Genomic DNA, 15,875 nt, shown 5'->3' with positions numbered 1-15,875 from the left:
GCCCCCGGTGCTACCGTATCGTTCCCGGGACAGGTAAAATAGTGTTCAGGCGGTGGATCCCGCCAGGACCGGAAAGGTTACCGGTCCAAACAGCCTCACGGCCTATGGTTCCTGTCCGAAACTGACGGCGGACGGAGCCCTGACATGCCAGTCTTTAACCAGGCATTTCCCACACCCGGAATCCATCATGGTGCCGCATTGGCGCCGGGCTGCCTTGCGGCAACCGCCAGGACCGGTGGTGCGCCATGGCAGTGAGTGTTCTTGGGGCGGTGCCAGCCACAGAAGGTCCTCTGTTCCGGGAGACCCTGAAGGATCTGCAGCTCGATGCCATCATCGGGACGGTGACCTCCGGCCGCGCCGGGTATGACCTCGTCCCCTTCTTCCATGCCCCATGCCAGGACCCGGACACGGTAAGGTTCCGGCACGAGGTGTTCGCTGATCTGGAAAACCCGTCCTGCCTGGCATCGATCGAAGATTTCAGCCGCAGGATGCAAGTGGTCCGCGAGCAGCTGGGCCAGGCGGGGAAGCTCCATTACAAGCTGCAAAAACAGGCCCTGATCCTCGCTGCAGCACAAACGTATTGCTCTGCCGTTGTTGCGCTGTGTGAGGAGCTGACCGCCGCAGGTGTGCGCTCGTCCGGGCTGAGGGCGTTCACGGCGTTCCTGGACACCTACGTTTCGTCCGGTTTCTTTTCCGGGCTCCGAACGGACGCGGACGGAATACGGGCTGATCTTGACGCGGTCTCCTACAAAATTCGTATCGATGGAGGACATGTCAGCGTCAGCCCCTACCGGGGGGAGGTGGACTACACCGCCGAAGTGGAGGCAACGTTCGCCAGGTTCCGGCAAGGGGCAGTGAAGGACTACAGCAGCAAGCTCCCGACCTCGGTCGAGATCGACCATGTCGAAGCGCAGGTGCTTGACCGTGTGGCGGTCCTTTTCGCCGACACCTTCACCCGGCTCAAGGACTTTTGTGCCCGGCACGCATCGTTCCAGAACCCTGTCATTGCCCGGTTCGACCGGGAAATCCAGTTCTACACCTCCTACCTGCGGCACATCCGCCCCCTGAAAGAAGCAGGCCTGCGCTTTTGCTACCCGCAGGTCTCCGCCACCTCCAAGCAGACCAGCGCCGCGGACACGTTCGACCTGGCACTGGCCGTGAAACTCGTCCGCGACAAGGCGCCGGTGGTCACCAATGATCTTGAGCTGACAGGGGCTGAACGGATCCTCATTGTCTCCGGCCCGAACCAGGGCGGGAAGACCACCTTCGCCCGGACCGTCGGCCAGCTGCATTACCTCGCCGCCCTCGGCCTGCCCGTTCCGGGCACCCGGGCCAGGCTGTTCCTTCCGGACGGGATTTACACGCATTTCGAGCGTGAAGAAAACCGGATGGACCTGCGGGGCAAACTCGAAGATGACCTGGTCAGGGTCCAGCGGATCCTCGCCCAGGCGACACCGCGCAGCGTCATCGTTCTCAACGAAATTTTCACCTCCACGACCTTGAACGACGCCATCTACCTGGGCCGGGAAGTGTTGGAACGTGTCGTTGCTTTGGGCCTGATCTGCGTATGTGTGACGTTCGTCGAGGAGCTGGCCTCGGTCAGCACCACCACGGTGAGCATGGTCAGCACCGTCATGCCCGAGGATCCCTCGGTCCGGACGTTAAAAATTGTCCGGCGCCGGGCCGACGGCCGCGCCTACGCCAAGGTCCTGGCCCGCAAATACGGCCTGAACTATGACGCGCTCAAGGAACGGATCCACTCATGAAGGCATTCCTGCTCTACCGCGACAGCGACCCCGCACAAGCCGACCTGCCACTGCCACCGAACGCCCCCGAGCTCATCAACGATCTGGCCCTTAACCCGGTTATCGAGGCCATGGCCGACGGCGATGAATTCCTCCGCGACGTTGCCCTGCGGACGGTTATGGCAAGCATGAGCGCGCCCGATGACATTATCTACCGTCAGCAAATCCTCGTGGACTGCCTTGAACACCCCGGCACGGTCCGGAAACTCTACGGGCTGGCCGTGGAAGCGGTCGAGGCCGAAAAGAAGATTTACCGCAGCATTTTCAACAACTACCCCGAGGCCGTGCTGGGCCGGTCCATCGAATCACTGAACGCCCTGATGGCCGTTTTGCGTCACCTGCGCCGGCTGGCCGCCGACGCCCTCCAGGACTTCACGTCTCCCGGCATGCGTCGTTTCTTCACCATGATCACCGATGAACTCAGCGACGAGTATTTCGACGCCGTCGACATCCACCTCAGGCGCCTGAAATTCCGCGGGGGCGTGGAGATCAGTGCAGGTCTCGGAACGGCCAATGAGGGCGCCGGGTACAGGCTGCGCAGATCCGCGGCGATTCCAGGCGGCCGGCTCGAACGGCTCCTGCGCCAGTGGTTCGTCCCGGACCGGTCAGCCCTGTCCTTCCAGATCCCCGACCGCGACGAGGGCGGTTACCGCGCCCTGTCAACGCTGCGGGACCGCGGCCTAAACCTTGCCGCGAACGCCCTGGCCCAGGCCGATGACCACATCGTGGATTTCTTCAAAGCACTGCGGAACGAACTGGGCTTCTATGTCGCCTGCCTGAATCTGCGCGAACGGCTCGAAGCAGCCGGGGCGCCTCTGTGCCTGCCCAAACCAGAAGCGTACGAGGCCGGGACGGGGCCCGTGTGTTCGGCCCGTGAGCTCGGGGACCCCTCCCTGGCCCTGGCCGGGACCACCGTCACCGGCAACGACCTCCCCGCCGACGGGAAAACGATGGTGATCATCACCGGCGCGAACCAGGGCGGAAAATCGACCTTCCTGCGCGCGGTCGGGCTGGCGCAGCTGATGATGCAGGCCGGGATGTTCGTTTGTGCCGACTACTTCAGCTCCACCCCCTGCGACGGCCTGCACACACACTTCAAACGGGAAGAGGACGCCAGCCTCACCAGCGGAAAGCTCGAGGAGGAGCTGGCCCGCATGAACACCATCACCGACAGGCTCACCAGCTCCTCCATCGTCCTGTTCAACGAATCGTTCGCGGCCACCAACGAACGTGAAGGCTCCGACATCGCCCGGGACGTGATCCTTGCCCTGACCGAGCGCGGAGTCCGGGTCTTCTTTGTCACCCACCTGTTCGACCTCGCCCACTCGCTATTCACCCAGGGCCTGCCCGATGCCCTGTTCCTGCAGGCCGAACGGCGTGAAGACGGCCAACGCACCTACAAATTGCAGCAGGGCGAACCAACAGCGACCAGTTACGGCAAGGACCTGTACCTGCGCATCTTCGCCAATCAGCACGGACCCGCAGCCCCCGGCACGGCCGAGGAACGACGGGCTGCCGATCCGCCGCCAATCACGACAGGCACCCAACGGACCCTCTAGAAACCGCCCCGCCGTCCCTGCTGAACATCACGGGAGGAGACCCGGGCCGGCCCCCGGGCCTTGTTGACTCCTTGCCCTGGCGGCCTTGTACTCGTGGAAGTGCCGGACGGAGGATCAATCCGCCGGCGGCCGCCGGACACCGCCGGCGAAGATGAGCACGGCCCACACACCGTACTTGGGATGGAAACTTGCCCTGGCGGCGGTGCCCTCATTCCACAGCCGGTCCGCTTCCCGGAAGGCCGCCCGGCGAGCAGCCGGACCCGTGCCATACGGGATGATCCGCTCGATCGCCACCGGGCGCCGCCGGTTCATCTCACCCTCCGGCTGATCGCTCATCACGTCGGATGGCAGCATGTGCCGGCGGGCTGTGTGCTCATGCCATCAATCCTCTCGCTCTGAAGGCCCTTGAGTTACTCCATCGAGCCGTTTCGCGCACCAAGTCCGAACGTCCAGCCTGGCCCGGAAGGCGTGGTGAGTCTACGCGGGCCACCTTTCCCTGCGACCGGCGCAGGGCCCGCGGCAACGCTGGAAAACATCGCCGTCCCTTGCTTCTGCTGGGGCTAATGTGATTGATTACTGGGGAAACGGTGATGGATCTCGCCGGGACAGGAAATTCTCCCTGTCCGAACCGCCGAGCCGGCTGATAGTTCCTGTCTGGTGATGTATGCCTGGACAGGAGAGCCATGAGAACTTTCGGCCCAAAACCCCCGCCGCAGACGCCCCTTGGCACGGCAGCATCTTCACCTCAGAACCCTGACGGAATCCACCCAGGAACATGCCGGGGACGGCGGACGGAACACCATGACTGATTTCAATTCCCTCTACAGCTGCGGGGACTACCAGCACGGCCTCGTGACCGGTGTGATCGACATCCCCATGGGGTCGAGCCACAAAATCGAATGGGACAGAACAACCGGAGCATTCCGTCTGGACCGGGTGGACCCCATGATTTTTGCCAAGCCTGTGAACTACGGCTTCATCCCGCAAACGCTGGACGAAGACGGTGACGAACTGGACATCCTCTGCGTGACCCGCGAGCCGCTGCCCACCGGACTGGTCATCTCCGGCCGCATCCTGGGTTTACTGGACTTTCGCGACGGGGACGACCCCGACTACAAAATCGTCATTGTCCCCGCCGATGACAGGGACGCCGGGGACAGAATCCGGTCCCTCGAAGACCTGGGCACTCGGTGGCAGGAACAGATCCGGCACCACTTCGACCACTACAAAGACCTCCACCAAGGATCACCAACGCAGGTTTTGGGCTGGGGTTCGATCCAGGATGCCATCACGATCGTCGACGCCTGCAGCAAACGCTGGCAGGAACACCAGACACCAGGATCGGGCTAAGGCGCAGAACCCCGACATCCCCTTCGCCACGACCAGAGGAGACCCATGGAACATTCCACCGCGCCGGCCATCGCAGCTCCGGTAATGATGCTGGTCGTGGGTGCCGGTGCGCTGGCCGGGTCACTGATCAGGACACTGCTTCAACGCCTGCTCGGCGATACCCGGACCAGGAAAATCTGGGCAGCTGAAACCGGGACCGCCCTGGTGCTGGGCCTCATCACCGGAGCCATCGTTGCAGCAGCCGGCCCAGGACCACTTTCCGCCCTTGGCCTGGGCGCAGCATCAGGACTGTGCACCTATGCCGGAACCTGCTTCGCGCTCTCCGTCCAGGCAGAGGGACACGGAGGCTTCACCGTCCCGGCCACCCACCTAGCCGTCGCGCTGCTGGCTTCCATAGTCGGCACGGCCGCAGCGGTCACCTCCTCAGCCTTCATCTCGTGACCGAAAAATTAATGACGGAGGTGCCCGGACGCCATTGCAGCCACAGGAGAATCATGAAGACACTGAGCCAGCCCGACGAGCGTTTGCGGCGCCATGGCTGAGAGCACCCCCCAAACCGGCGGGACGGACCCGGAACAGATCAGCAACCGGGCCGGTGATCCTGTGCAGGAACCGGATACGGACCGCACCTGGCTGAACAAAGGCATCATCGGCGTCGGAAGTGCATCGTTTTTCAGCGACTCCGGCCACGAACTGGTCACCTCGCTGCTCCCTTCGTTCCTGACCTCAACACTGCACGCGGGTCCGGCCGCGCTGGGAGCCATCGAGGGAGTCTCGGACGCGCTGGTCGGGCTGAGCAAACTGGCCGGCGGCCCCTTATCCAACGAGCCCTCACGCCGCGCGAAGATCGCCTCCGGCGGTTACCTCCTCACCGCCGTAGCAACCGCCCTGATCGGCATCTGCACCATGGTGTGGCAAGTGGGCATCCTGCGCGGCATAGCCTGGGCTTCCCGCGGCGTCCGTTCCCCGGCCCGGGACACCCTTCTCGTCTCCATCACCCCGCGCGCAGCATACGGACGGGCCGCCGGTCTCGAACGGGCCGGCGACAACGCCGGCGCGATCGCCGGCCCCCTGCTCGCCGGAACCCTCGTAGGACTCATAGGTATCCGCGAAGCGATCCTGCTGTCCTTCATCCCCAGCATCTTCGCCGCCGTCGCGATCACCATAGCAGCCCGGCACGCCAGGAACATCCTCTCCACACCAACCGGGCGGCAGAAACTCAGCTTCAACCTCGGCGAACTGCGCCGCAGCGGCGTGGCCAAGGCACTAATACCGGTATCGTTCTTCGAACTGGGGAACCTGGCCACCACACTGCTGATCCTTCGCGCCACGGAACTGCTCACCACCGAAGGGCGCGAACCCGCAGCGGCAGCATCCCTCGCGATCTTCTTCTACGCCGCCCACAACGGCGCCGCGACCATCGCGTCCCTCGCTGGCGGTCACCTTGCCGACCACGCCGGCCCCCGGCCCGTCTTCGCCGCCGGCGGCACCGCCTACCTCGGCGCTTACCTGCTGTTCGGTTTCGGGCCACCCGGCTGGGCGCCAGTCCTGGCAGGATTCCTGCTCGCCGGAATCGGCATCGGCTTTGCCGAGACAGCAGAAGCAACAACCGTCGCGCTGTCCCTGCCGGACCGCCTGCGAGGTAACGGCTACGGGATTCTCGGCTTGATCCAATCCGCCGGAGACCTCGGTGCCACCGTCACAGCAGGGATCCTCTGGGCAGCCTTCTCCCCAACAGTCGCGTTCACCTATGCCGCCGCTTGGATGCTCGCCTCAGTCATCTCCTCATCAGCTCTGCACACCCGCCCCGCAAATGACTAAGTCAGGCTGGGTTAAACAGTCAGCTCCACGCGGCGCACCACTCGGATCGACCATGCTCCGGATTTCTCACTTACTGAGCAGGTCGTCCTCGCCGTGCGATGGCATGCAAGTAGAACGCCGGCACCTGAGCCCATCCGGGCCACAGCGTCCTGCCCAGCCGGCCAACCTCTTCAGGCCCTTCCGGCAGGCCCTTGAACAACTGCTCATTCACTTTCTGCATGCCACGCTTGCTGGTCCACCCATGGGTATGCTGAAAGGCGTCGATGACGTCCTGGTACACCAAGGTAAGTGACGCCCAAAGCAACCTGATCATCGTGGTCGGCCCGCTGGCGTTACAGCCAGGCGGAGCCCGGCCGGGTGCATCCTGACGGTCTCAGATCGAGAATCCTCACAGCCGAGTGACAGTCCCAAAACCAAGGAGAAGCATCCATGAACAATAACGAGCTGGCCCAGTTGGGCCTCGACACGGATGGCCTTACGCCGGACGCCGACTACGTCCCGAACCCCTTCACCGCTGATGACGGTGTGCACGTCGATCTCGTGTACCGCGCGTACCTGCAGCTCGAGCAGATCAACGCGCTGGGCGGTATCAGCCTGCTCGGCGGCTCGCGCGAGCGGCTGGAGGACATCTATGGCGGACTTGAGGATGGCATGGACCTGATGACGGCGGTGGCGCGCTTCGGCGACGATGAGCAGCAGCAGCGCGCCCAGCAGCTCATCGCGGCAGGGAAGATCAGCGGCTCCTGACAGGCCTCAACGGAACCCCGACAGCCCAGGCTGTCGGGGTTCTTTCTTTTCGTTATGCAGACCGAGCTGGCGAGAACACCTGGATATGCCGGGGCCTGGCATGCGTCGCGCGGACATCAACTGAACCAGGCGGGCCCCACTCTTCCCCTGGGCAGGGACGACGGGAACCTCAGCATTTGGTGCCATAGCCGCTCATTATCCGTCCATGCCCCGGCTGCTGTCTCCTGGCAGATCCATGCGCCTAAACAGACAGAAGTACGACCCTGATGTTCATGTGGTGTTCGCACCGTTCTGCCTGATAATGCAGGGATCGCAGCACCGTCAGTCACACTGTTATTCGCATTCCTCCGGGGGTATGTCCTTAACCGTGTATGCGTGAGGGCATACGAGGTTGGCCGACTTGCCGTCAAACATTGCGCGCGACATTCATCGTGGAAGCAGCACCTGCCCGAGCCTGGGCGAGCTGCTGCCCGGGCCGCCTTGGGCGACGTACGAGCGGTGAGCGCGGACCTTGAGGCGAAGATGAAAGCCAGCGGCCTAAGCCGTCGCACTGCGGTCTCCGGAGGCGCAGATTGGGTCATCGCGAGGACTAACGAGCCCGACGCGGCATAGAGACGGAGAAGCTGGAAAGCAACCGTACTTTCCAGTTTTTCCTATTGCCTCGAGACCGCGCACATAGAGAACGTAAATCCCGTCAAACGAAATGGCCATGAATTTGCGACTTTTTAGAGATTTCCCAACACGCTCCAAATCCACACCATAATGTCGCTTATGATGTGGATTATGTGAGAAGGTCAATTATGGATCTCGCTTATAACACCGCCGTGTCTCGAAACGCAGATAGACACGCCCACATAATTGCGGCGTGGCAGTTGGCGCAGAGTTCACCGCACACGCTGGCTGCTTATACCCGAAATCTTGCCGGGTACTGTCTCTGGCTCGATGATCTGAACCTGGACCTGCTCACGGTGCGCCGGGTGCATGTGGACGGCTACCGGCACACCCTGACGGGAGCACTTTCGACGGTGGCCAGGACGCTCGCTGCGGTGTCGAGCTTCTATCGGTATGCACTGGCTGAAGACGTCGTGGACCGGAACCCGGTGGCGACCGTGGTCAGGCCAAATGTGGACGCAGACCACAGTTCGACCCAGGGGCTGAACCGCGACCAGGCGAGGGCACTGCTGGCGGTCGCTCACAGGGACAGTCACCGTTCCAACGCCCTGGTAAACCTGCTGGTGTTCACCGGCGTCCGCATCAGCGAAGCGCTCAACGCGAGAACCGCGGATTATGGCCACGACGCAGGACACCGCACGCTTCGGATACAGCGCAAGGGAGGCAAGTCCGCCAAGGTCGCCGTGCCCGCGCCGGCGGTGGTTGCGCTGAATACTTACCTGGGCACCTCCGGCGCTGACCTGGTTCTGGGCCACGGTCCGGCGCAGAGCCTTCCGCTCTTCACCACAGCCACCGGGAAACCCTGGAACCGCTCAGAGGCATTCCGGACCGTAGAGCGGCTGGCTGGGAGAGCCGGAATACAGGGCCAGATCAGCCCGCACAGCCTGCGGCACACCTTCGCCACGATCGCCCTGGACAGCGGAACCTCGCTGCACGCCTTGCAGGACAGCATGGGTCACGCTGATCCGCGGACCACCAGGCGTTACGACAGGGCGCGGAACAACCTGCTCAAATCAGCCAGCTACGACGTCGCACGGGCGCTGGCGTAAGCCCGGCTCAGTGCGCTGCTGCCAGGGCCGCGGGAAGTTCGGTCAGGGCTCTGATGATGAATTCAGGACCTTCAAATTGGCCCGGGTAGCTACCCCCGGTCCTGTTCAGTCACGCTGTATGCAGCCCGGCACGGGCAGCGCCGTGGATGTCCCACGGATGCACGGCCACCAGCAGCATGCCGGCCGGGTCGGCCCCGGAGGCGGCGGCATATTCATAGGAGGCCCGGGCGGGCTTCCAGGCGGGCGCGTCTTCGACCGAGAGCAGCGACTCAAACGCGTCCCGGATCCCGGCTTCACTGAACAGCCTGTCGGCGATCTGGGCCGAGCCGTTGCTGAGGGTGATCAGCCGGAACCCTGCCGCGGCGAGGGCCTTGACCCCCTCGGGGACATCTGGATGTACCCCGAGGCCGTTCATGCCGGCCATAACATGGTCGACCGCCGCGTCGAGAGGCCGGTTAAGCTCCACCCCGGTCAGGAGTCCCCGGAGTACGTCGGCCCCGATGGCGGCGAACGATCCGTTGTCTCCGCTGGCCGTAAGCGCGAAGCCGTCACGCAGCAGCGTGGCGAACCAGAGCTTGGCCAGCTCGGCCGGCGCCCCGACCTCGCTGAAGCGTTCCCCCATGGGCGACATATCTGACAGGGTTTCGTTGACATCAAAGACAATGACTGAGATGGCGGTGGTCATGAATTCTCCTTGTGGTCGCGTGTATGTCTCGAGTGCAAGTCTGCCGGGCACTATGAATTCAGTAGCGGCGAACTGGCATTGGCCTTGGCTCTCGTTAGAGGTAGCTGCAGATGCGTTCGGGGTCGCAGGCTGCGGGGTCCCCGGCGGCCGCGGCGTCATGGAATTCGGCGACGGTTGCCCGCAGTGCGGTGAGTTCTGCGATCTGGGCATCGAGGTCGCGGAGCTGGTTGGCCAGCAGATCCCGCACGTGCACGCAGGGGGCCTGTCCGATGTCCCGGACCGAGAGGATGTCCCCGATCTGGGCCAGGGTCAGTCCGGCGGTGCGGCCGCGGCGGATGAATTCCAGCCGGCTGATCGTTTCGTGGGGGTAGTCGCGGTATCCGTTAGGGGCCCTGTCGGCGGCCGGCAGCAGGCCCCGGTCCTCGTAGAACCGCAGGGTCTTGGCTGTCAGGCCGGCGGCTGCGGCGGTTTCGCCGATACGCATCATGCACCTCTTGTCCCGGGGAATTTCCCTCTTGACCTTCCAGTTTCGTGGAAGGTCAAGAAACGATACAGGAAACCGTATGGGCCCGCCTGGCCGGGGAAGCCCGCCGTTTTCCGGGGGCGTTGAGCCGGGTCAGGGCTCCACGGTTCCGTGCTGGCGACGCCTCTTGACCTTCCCCCATGGGGGAAGGTGCAGACTGAGGGCAGACCCATACACGACGCGCCGTTGCGGGTATTGCCGGATGGCCCTGCTGTACGACTTTGGAGGATTCATGTCTGAACGAACACCTGATTTTGATCTGGCGGTCATCGGCTCCGGTGGAGGGGCGTTCGCGGCCGCGATCCGGGCGACCAACCTGGGCAAACGCGTGCTGATGATCGAGCGTTCCACCGTGGGCGGGACGTGCGTGAACACCGGCTGTGTGCCGTCCAAGGCGCTGTTGGCCGCGGCGGAGGCCCGACATGTTGCCCTGGACACCTCTGGCCGGTTCCCCGGCATCAGCACCTCCGCCGGGGAAGTGGACATGGCCGGGCTGATCGGCGGGAAGCGTTCCCTGGTAGAGACGATGCGTTCGGATAAATATGTGGACCTGATCGCGGACTACGGCTGGGAGCTGCGTCAGGGCAATGCCGTGTTCGCCGGCCCGCCGGACGATCCGGTTCTGGAAATCACCGGAAAGGACGGTGCTCGGGAATCCGTCCGGGCGGCGCACTATCTGGTGGCCACCGGGTCCGCTCCGTGGGCGCCCCCGATCGAGGGGCTGCAGGACGCGGACTACCTGACCTCCACCACGGCGATGGAACTGGAAGAGGTTCCGGACTCGCTGCTGGTTATCGGCGGCGGGTACGTGGCGCTGGAACAGGCCCAGCTCTTCGCCCGCCTCGGGTCCAGGGTCACCATGCTGGTCCGCTCCCGCCTCGCCTCGGCCGAGGAACCCGAAGCCTCCCGGGCCCTGATGAGTGTCTTCGCCGACGAAGGCATCCGCGTCGTCCGCCGTGCCACCGTATCGTCCGTGCGGACCGACCCGGCCACCGGAGAGATCGTCGCGACCGCGGCCGTCTCCGGCGGGCACGAGGAATTCCGGGCCGACCGGCTGCTCGTCGCCATGGGCCGGCGCCCGGTCACCGAAGGCCTGAACCTGGACACCGTCGGAGTCAAGACCGGAGACCGCGGCGAAATCCTCGTGCAGGACACCCTGGCCAGCACCAACCCCAGGATCTGGGCTGCCGGGGACGTGACCGGACACCGCGAATTCGTCTACGTCGCGGCCTCCCACGGCTCCCTGGTGGTGGAGAACGCCTTCAACAGTGCCGGGCGCGAGGTCGACTACCGGCACCTGCCCCGGGTCACCTTCACGAGCCCCGCCCTGGCGGCGGTCGGGATGACGGACAAGGAAGCCAACGAGGCGGGCATCCGGTGCGAATGCCGGGTCCTGCCCCTGGAATACGTCCCCCGGGCCCTGGTGAACAAGGACACCCGCGGCTTCATCAAGATCGTCGCCGACGCCGACACCGGACGGATCGTGGGAATCACCGCCGTCGCCAAGGACGCCGGGGACCTCGCCGCAGCCGGGGTCTACATCCTGGAGGCGGGGATGACCGTGGCTCAGGTGGCGAACCTGTGGAGCCCGTACCTGACTATGGCCGAAGGGATCAAGATCGCCGCCCAGTCCTTCACCACGGATGTCTCCAAACTCTCCTGCTGCGCCTCCTAGCTGCCAGGAAGGCCGGAGTTCGACGGAGCCCATCCTGGAAGGGGGGTCTACGGGCGCAGGTTTCACCGGACGCGCTTGGCACCCGTCTCATTACCTTGGGATCTGGGCCAACCTCAGGCCCTTGTATGAATCTGACAAGTCAGCGCCTTGACCCAGGCCTCCCTCTCGGCCCAAGCGTTGGCAAGATGCATCACTGATTTGCAGGCACAGTCCTGGCCTGCGGCACAAAAGTCAGTAAAGGTAGACGTCGATGATCAGGGCCGCCAGTGCCGTTGCGGCAGCTGTTCCCGCAATGCTGCGGGGCGCATCGTGCCTGCATGGTCCGATCATCAGGGCTACAGCAGTTCCCGCCAGGGTGAATACGGCTGTTCCAGTGTCCTGCCAGCTGACCGGAAACGGTGCGAACGGCAGGTCGTGGGAAAACAGGCCGATTGCTCCGGTCCAGTTCAGGATCGAATTCCAGATCATGGGCATAAGGAGCGCGGAACCGGCTGCAGTTACCAGGACACTGACCCGGCGTTCCCGGCGCACCAGCACCAGGAGCGCCACGGCGGCAAAAGCGGATAACAGTGCGCCCAGGAACATCGTTGGCAGACTCATCTACGGCCAGACTCCGGCACACGCAAGGCTGTAACCATGGGTTCAGTGTAGGGCCAGAGCGCGGGGCCGCCACCCTGCCGCAGCCCGAGGGGCCGAGTCGGCCGGGCCGACCATGAGTCCAACGCAATCCGATCCAGCTGCCGCGAAAGGGTAGTATTGGTGCATATACATGCACGTATGCACTTAGGGGTTTGGTTGATGTTGTCGGTTCTGCGGAATGTCACGTACCGGCGGCTGTTTGCCGCGCAGGTCGTGGCCCTGATTGGTACCGGTCTGCTGACCGTGGCGCTGGGCCTTCTGGCCTATGACTTGGCTGGCAGCAACGCCGGCGCGGTGCTCGGGACTGCTCTGACGATCAAGATGCTCGCCTATGTGGGCCTTGCCCCGGTGATCAACGCATTGGTCGCGCGGTGGCCAAAGAAGCGGGTCCTGATCGGTGCTGACCTGATCCGGGCCGCCATGGCGCTCTCCCTGCCCTTCATCACCGATGTCTGGCAGATCTACATCGTGATCTTCCTGCTCCAGTCCGCGTCTGCGACGTTCACACCGGCGTTCCAATCCCTGATCCCCACCATCCTGAAAGATGAGAAGGACTACACCCGGGCGCTGTCCCTGTCCCGGCTGGCCTACGACATGGAAGCCCTGGTCAGCCCGGCCATCGCGGCACTGCTGCTCACCGTGCTCAGCTACAACAACCTCTTCCTCGGCACCGTGGGAGGGTTCCTGTTCTCGGCCTTCATGGTCGCGATTACCGTGCTGCCGAAAGTCCCGGCAGCGACTGGGCAACAGGCCTCGCTGTGGCACCGGACCACCCTGGGTGCCAGGATCTTCTGGCGGAACCGGCGCCTGCGCTCCCTGCTGGCCCTGAACCTGGTTGTTGCCGCGCCGACGGCGTTGGTCCTGGTCAACACCGTCGTTTACGTCCGTGACGTCCTGCACCGGCCGAACACAGACCTGGCTCTGGCGTTGGCCTGCTTTGGTGTCGGGTCCATGATCGTAGCCCTGTCCGCCCCGCGGGTCCTGGACCGGTTCGGGGACCGGTCCGTGATGCTCACCGGCGCGGGCGTCATTCCGCTGGTCCTGGCCGGCGCGGCCGCCCTGACACTGTTGGGTGCCCCGGGCACGGGCTGGTGGCTGCTGCTGGGCCTGTGGTTCCTGCTGGGCGCCGCGAACTCTACTATTCTCACACCATCGTCCCGGCTGCTGCGGGACGCGTCGACGGAGGACACGCGGCCTTACGTGTTCACGGCCCAGTTCTCCCTTTCCCATGCCTGCTACATCCTGACCTATCCGCTGGCCGGCTGGGTCGGGGCAATCGCCGGTTTGGGCTGGGCTGCGCTGGCGCTGACAATTATTGCGATGATAGGCAGTGCAGGAGCGTTTCTGTCCTGGCCCCGACACACTTCCCGGACCGGCCAGGGACCGGCCGAGAAGGAGCAGAGCGTTGAGCAGCCAGCCCCACAGCGCATCTAGCCCCGCCCCTGACGTAGCTTCGCTGGTACACCCGGTCACGCCGGGACCACAGCTGCTGGAAACGGCTGCCGGAACCCTGCGGATGCTCGCCGAACCGACCAGGCTGAACCTGCTCTGGCAGCTCACCGAGGGCCCGAAGACGGTCACGGAGCTCACAGCAGCCGTCGGGGTGCCCCGGACTGTGACGAGCCAGCATCTGGCCAAACTCCGGCTCAGCGGCCTCGTGGACACCCGTAAAGACGGCCGCCACGTTATCTACTCCCTCCGAGACGGGCATCTCGTGAGGCTTATCCGCGAGACCATCAACCACGCAGATCACAGAATTACCGGCGAACCCACCCACGGCTGACCGCAGGAAGGGCCGCGAGGCCGACAGGATTACGCGATAGGGGACCCTAAAGTTCGTGTGCAGACGGCTTCTGACATTCGGTGCAGACGACTCCCGAAAATGACACCTACTGACCCAGGATCGGTCAATGGATCAGGCTGTAGGAACTCGTTGCCGGAATCAACGTCCGTCAGAACGGAGGGAGGACGTTTTTGACCAACGGCGGGGGAGCGCGTCGGTAGGCACCGACTTACATTGGTGGAACGCTCCCAAGCGCCCCATAGGGGATCAGCTGAGCACATAACCGCCGAGTCCCATCGCCTCCGCTGGTTTGGCCAGCTATGTCGTGACATCGCTGGCTATTGTCGTTCCGTTGGCATACCTGATTCGATCCAATCTGGCCGGTCCGGGCACGGTGACTTTTCTGGTTGCTTCGGTGGCCATGCTGGCCCTAGTGGTTGCGAATTTTTCCAATCCTTTCATTGCGGTCACTGCAGTTGCGGCTGGCACAATCGGTGACGTTGTCCTTTGTGGCCTGCGGCGCTTTGAAGCCAGCGCGAGAATCCAAGAGTTGGTCTTGGCCGCCCTGCTACCCGCACTGCTATGGTCCGGCCAGCTTCTGGCGCTCAGAGTCACAGGACCCCTCGGATGGTCAGTCGAGATGGTGTCAGGTGTAGTAATGCTCTCGGCCGCGGCCAGTTTTGCCGCAGTTTATGTGCTCGGGCTGGTTGCCACTGACGTGGCAACTCCAGCCGAAGTTTTCCCGCACGTCGACCCGATGCGCGAAGAATGATCACGGAACGGAACCTGAGGCAGTAGCTGTAGGCTCACGTGTTCTTTGGTCTGCATCAAGCGCTTGTGCCTTTGGCTGACCCCGCCCCGGTATTCTTCTGCGCACTGACGGACTCTCCGTACCGGGTGAGCCCACGGGGCTTGTACACGGACAAAATCGTGGTGACGAGCAGCGCCAGCATGGCGGCACCGGCGTCAGCCACGAGCTGTATCCTCATGGCATTCATGTCGGAGGGCCGCAGGTCCGCGGCCGTGGCCATGGCTGCCATCGCGGTAACCGGCTGCAAGTGCACCAGCAACAGGACGGTGGCCAAGGCGGTTATCACGAGCTTGATCACAACCCAGTAGTGCCGGAACAGGCCCCACACTGTGCCGAGCCCCTGGATGATTCCGGAAGCGAGAGAGGCCAGACTTAGCGGGAAGATAATTGACCAGCCGATGAGGTCCATTCCGACATAGGCTGCCCGGACCAGTTGGATGTTGGTGGAGGTCAGTCCAGTGATCGCCAGGACCAGGAACCCGGCGATGGCTCCCAGCCACCCTACGGAAGAGATGATGTGGATTGCCAGCGCTCCTTTCCGGACAGCGGGTCTCATCATCCTCATGGGGTGTGGTTCATGACCATGCCACCACTGAGGTGCACGACCGCAAAGACCACGACCAGCACAGCTGCGGCAATCAGGAACCCCTTCACCCAAAGAGGGGTCCTGTGTCGGGGCGTCTCCCTGCTGTCAGTGGAACCGTTGTCAGGGTTGGAGCCAAGGTTTGTCATGCAGGTCCTTTATTGGTTTTGTGA

17 protein-coding genes and 1 riboswitch are annotated in these 15,875 nt (G+C 63.8%); of the genes, 11 read left to right on the top strand and 6 right to left on the bottom strand.

The window, feature by feature from the left end:
• Window positions 1–269 precede the first annotated feature (269 nt).
• Both QN084_RS01295 and QN084_RS01290 read left to right on the top strand, forming a co-directional pair.
• Window positions 270–1,766 carry a MutS-related protein gene (locus tag QN084_RS01295; protein ID WP_206599675.1) on the top strand — a complete coding sequence of 499 codons (1,497 nt, stop codon included), beginning with the start codon at window positions 270–272 and terminating at the stop codon, window positions 1,764–1,766.
• Window positions 1,763–3,364 carry a MutS-related protein gene (locus QN084_RS01290; RefSeq protein ID WP_069694951.1) on the top strand — a complete coding sequence of 534 codons (1,602 nt, stop codon included), beginning with the start codon at window positions 1,763–1,765 and terminating at the stop codon, window positions 3,362–3,364. Before QN084_RS01295 ends, QN084_RS01290 begins: the two co-directional genes overlap by 4 nt.
• 114 nt (window positions 3,365–3,478) lie before the next feature.
• Here the strand turns inward: QN084_RS01290 and QN084_RS01285 are convergent, their stop codons facing one another.
• Window positions 3,479–3,700 (bottom strand): hypothetical protein, encoded by a 222-nt coding sequence (locus QN084_RS01285; RefSeq protein WP_139126751.1) that lies wholly within the window; start codon window positions 3,698–3,700, stop codon window positions 3,479–3,481.
• Window positions 3,701–3,941: 241 nt separating this feature from the next.
• Window positions 3,942–4,024: riboswitch (Fluoride riboswitch) on the top strand.
• Window positions 4,025–4,165: 141 nt separating this feature from the next.
• Between QN084_RS01285 and QN084_RS01280 the strand changes: the two genes are divergently transcribed.
• The 5 genes from QN084_RS01280 to QN084_RS01260 all read left to right on the top strand — a co-directional run bounded on the left by QN084_RS01280 (window position 4,166) and on the right by QN084_RS01260 (window position 9,003).
• Complete coding sequence (locus tag QN084_RS01280; protein WP_069694949.1) at window positions 4,166–4,714, top strand: inorganic diphosphatase; 549 nt, start codon at window positions 4,166–4,168, stop codon at window positions 4,712–4,714.
• A 45-nt stretch (window positions 4,715–4,759) separates the two neighbouring features.
• Window positions 4,760–5,155 (top strand): hypothetical protein, encoded by a 396-nt coding sequence (locus QN084_RS01275; protein WP_069694948.1) that lies wholly within the window; start codon window positions 4,760–4,762, stop codon window positions 5,153–5,155.
• A 93-nt stretch (window positions 5,156–5,248) separates the two neighbouring features.
• Entirely contained in the window at window positions 5,249–6,535 is a 1,287-nt protein-coding gene (locus QN084_RS01270; RefSeq protein ID WP_083261873.1) for an MFS transporter, read from the top strand.
• A 429-nt stretch (window positions 6,536–6,964) separates the two neighbouring features.
• A complete protein-coding gene (locus tag QN084_RS01265) occupies window positions 6,965–7,282 on the top strand; it encodes a hypothetical protein (RefSeq protein ID WP_069694946.1) in 318 nt (105 codons plus the stop codon).
• 824 nt (window positions 7,283–8,106) lie between these two features.
• The gene (locus tag QN084_RS01260; protein ID WP_069695215.1) at window positions 8,107–9,003 is read left to right on the top strand and encodes a tyrosine-type recombinase/integrase; all 897 of its coding nucleotides are present in this window, start codon (window positions 8,107–8,109) and stop codon (window positions 9,001–9,003) included.
• Between the two features lie 109 nt (window positions 9,004–9,112).
• Here the strand turns inward: QN084_RS01260 and QN084_RS01255 are convergent, their stop codons facing one another.
• Together QN084_RS01255 and QN084_RS01250 are read right to left on the bottom strand one after the other, a co-directional pair.
• The gene (locus QN084_RS01255; protein WP_069694945.1) at window positions 9,113–9,688 is read right to left on the bottom strand and encodes a haloacid dehalogenase type II; all 576 of its coding nucleotides are present in this window, start codon (window positions 9,686–9,688) and stop codon (window positions 9,113–9,115) included.
• A gap of 94 nt (window positions 9,689–9,782) precedes the next feature.
• Complete coding sequence (locus QN084_RS01250) at window positions 9,783–10,172, bottom strand: heavy metal-responsive transcriptional regulator (RefSeq protein WP_069695214.1); 390 nt, start codon at window positions 10,170–10,172, stop codon at window positions 9,783–9,785.
• A 271-nt stretch (window positions 10,173–10,443) separates the two neighbouring features.
• On the opposite strand from QN084_RS01250, the gene merA reads away from it, so the two are divergent.
• Complete coding sequence (gene merA / locus QN084_RS01245) at window positions 10,444–11,886, top strand: mercury(II) reductase (protein WP_069694944.1); 1,443 nt, start codon at window positions 10,444–10,446, stop codon at window positions 11,884–11,886.
• A 231-nt stretch (window positions 11,887–12,117) separates the two neighbouring features.
• Here the strand turns inward: merA and QN084_RS01240 are convergent, their stop codons facing one another.
• Window positions 12,118–12,486 carry a hypothetical protein gene (locus tag QN084_RS01240; RefSeq protein ID WP_069694943.1) on the bottom strand — a complete coding sequence of 123 codons (369 nt, stop codon included), beginning with the start codon at window positions 12,484–12,486 and terminating at the stop codon, window positions 12,118–12,120.
• 198 nt (window positions 12,487–12,684) lie between these two features.
• On the opposite strand from QN084_RS01240, the gene QN084_RS01235 reads away from it, so the two are divergent.
• From QN084_RS01235 to QN084_RS01225, 3 genes are all read left to right on the top strand, one after another.
• Window positions 12,685–13,959 carry an MFS transporter gene (locus tag QN084_RS01235; RefSeq protein WP_069694942.1) on the top strand — a complete coding sequence of 425 codons (1,275 nt, stop codon included), beginning with the start codon at window positions 12,685–12,687 and terminating at the stop codon, window positions 13,957–13,959.
• The gene (locus tag QN084_RS01230) at window positions 13,931–14,308 is read left to right on the top strand and encodes an ArsR/SmtB family transcription factor (protein WP_069694941.1); all 378 of its coding nucleotides are present in this window, start codon (window positions 13,931–13,933) and stop codon (window positions 14,306–14,308) included. Before QN084_RS01235 ends, QN084_RS01230 begins: the two co-directional genes overlap by 29 nt.
• 310 nt (window positions 14,309–14,618) lie before the next feature.
• Complete coding sequence (locus tag QN084_RS01225) at window positions 14,619–15,080, top strand: hypothetical protein (RefSeq protein ID WP_069694940.1); 462 nt, start codon at window positions 14,619–14,621, stop codon at window positions 15,078–15,080.
• A gap of 55 nt (window positions 15,081–15,135) precedes the next feature.
• Here the strand turns inward: QN084_RS01225 and QN084_RS01220 are convergent, their stop codons facing one another.
• Both QN084_RS01220 and QN084_RS01215 read right to left on the bottom strand, forming a co-directional pair.
• The gene (locus QN084_RS01220) at window positions 15,136–15,684 is read right to left on the bottom strand and encodes a DUF2269 domain-containing protein (RefSeq protein WP_206599674.1); all 549 of its coding nucleotides are present in this window, start codon (window positions 15,682–15,684) and stop codon (window positions 15,136–15,138) included.
• Window positions 15,681–15,851, bottom strand: coding sequence for a hypothetical protein (locus tag QN084_RS01215; RefSeq protein WP_168529610.1), 171 nt, complete (start codon window positions 15,849–15,851; stop codon window positions 15,681–15,683). The genes QN084_RS01220 and QN084_RS01215 overlap by 4 nt, the downstream gene beginning before the upstream one ends.
• Window positions 15,852–15,875: the final 24 nt, after the last annotated feature.

Source organism: Paenarthrobacter sp. R1, assembly GCF_030264015.1.
Classification (GTDB): Bacteria; Actinomycetota; Actinomycetes; order Actinomycetales; family Micrococcaceae; genus Arthrobacter; species Arthrobacter ureafaciens.
Note: the sequence above shows the minus strand (reverse complement) of the source record. Positions and strands in the feature narration are given on the sequence as shown.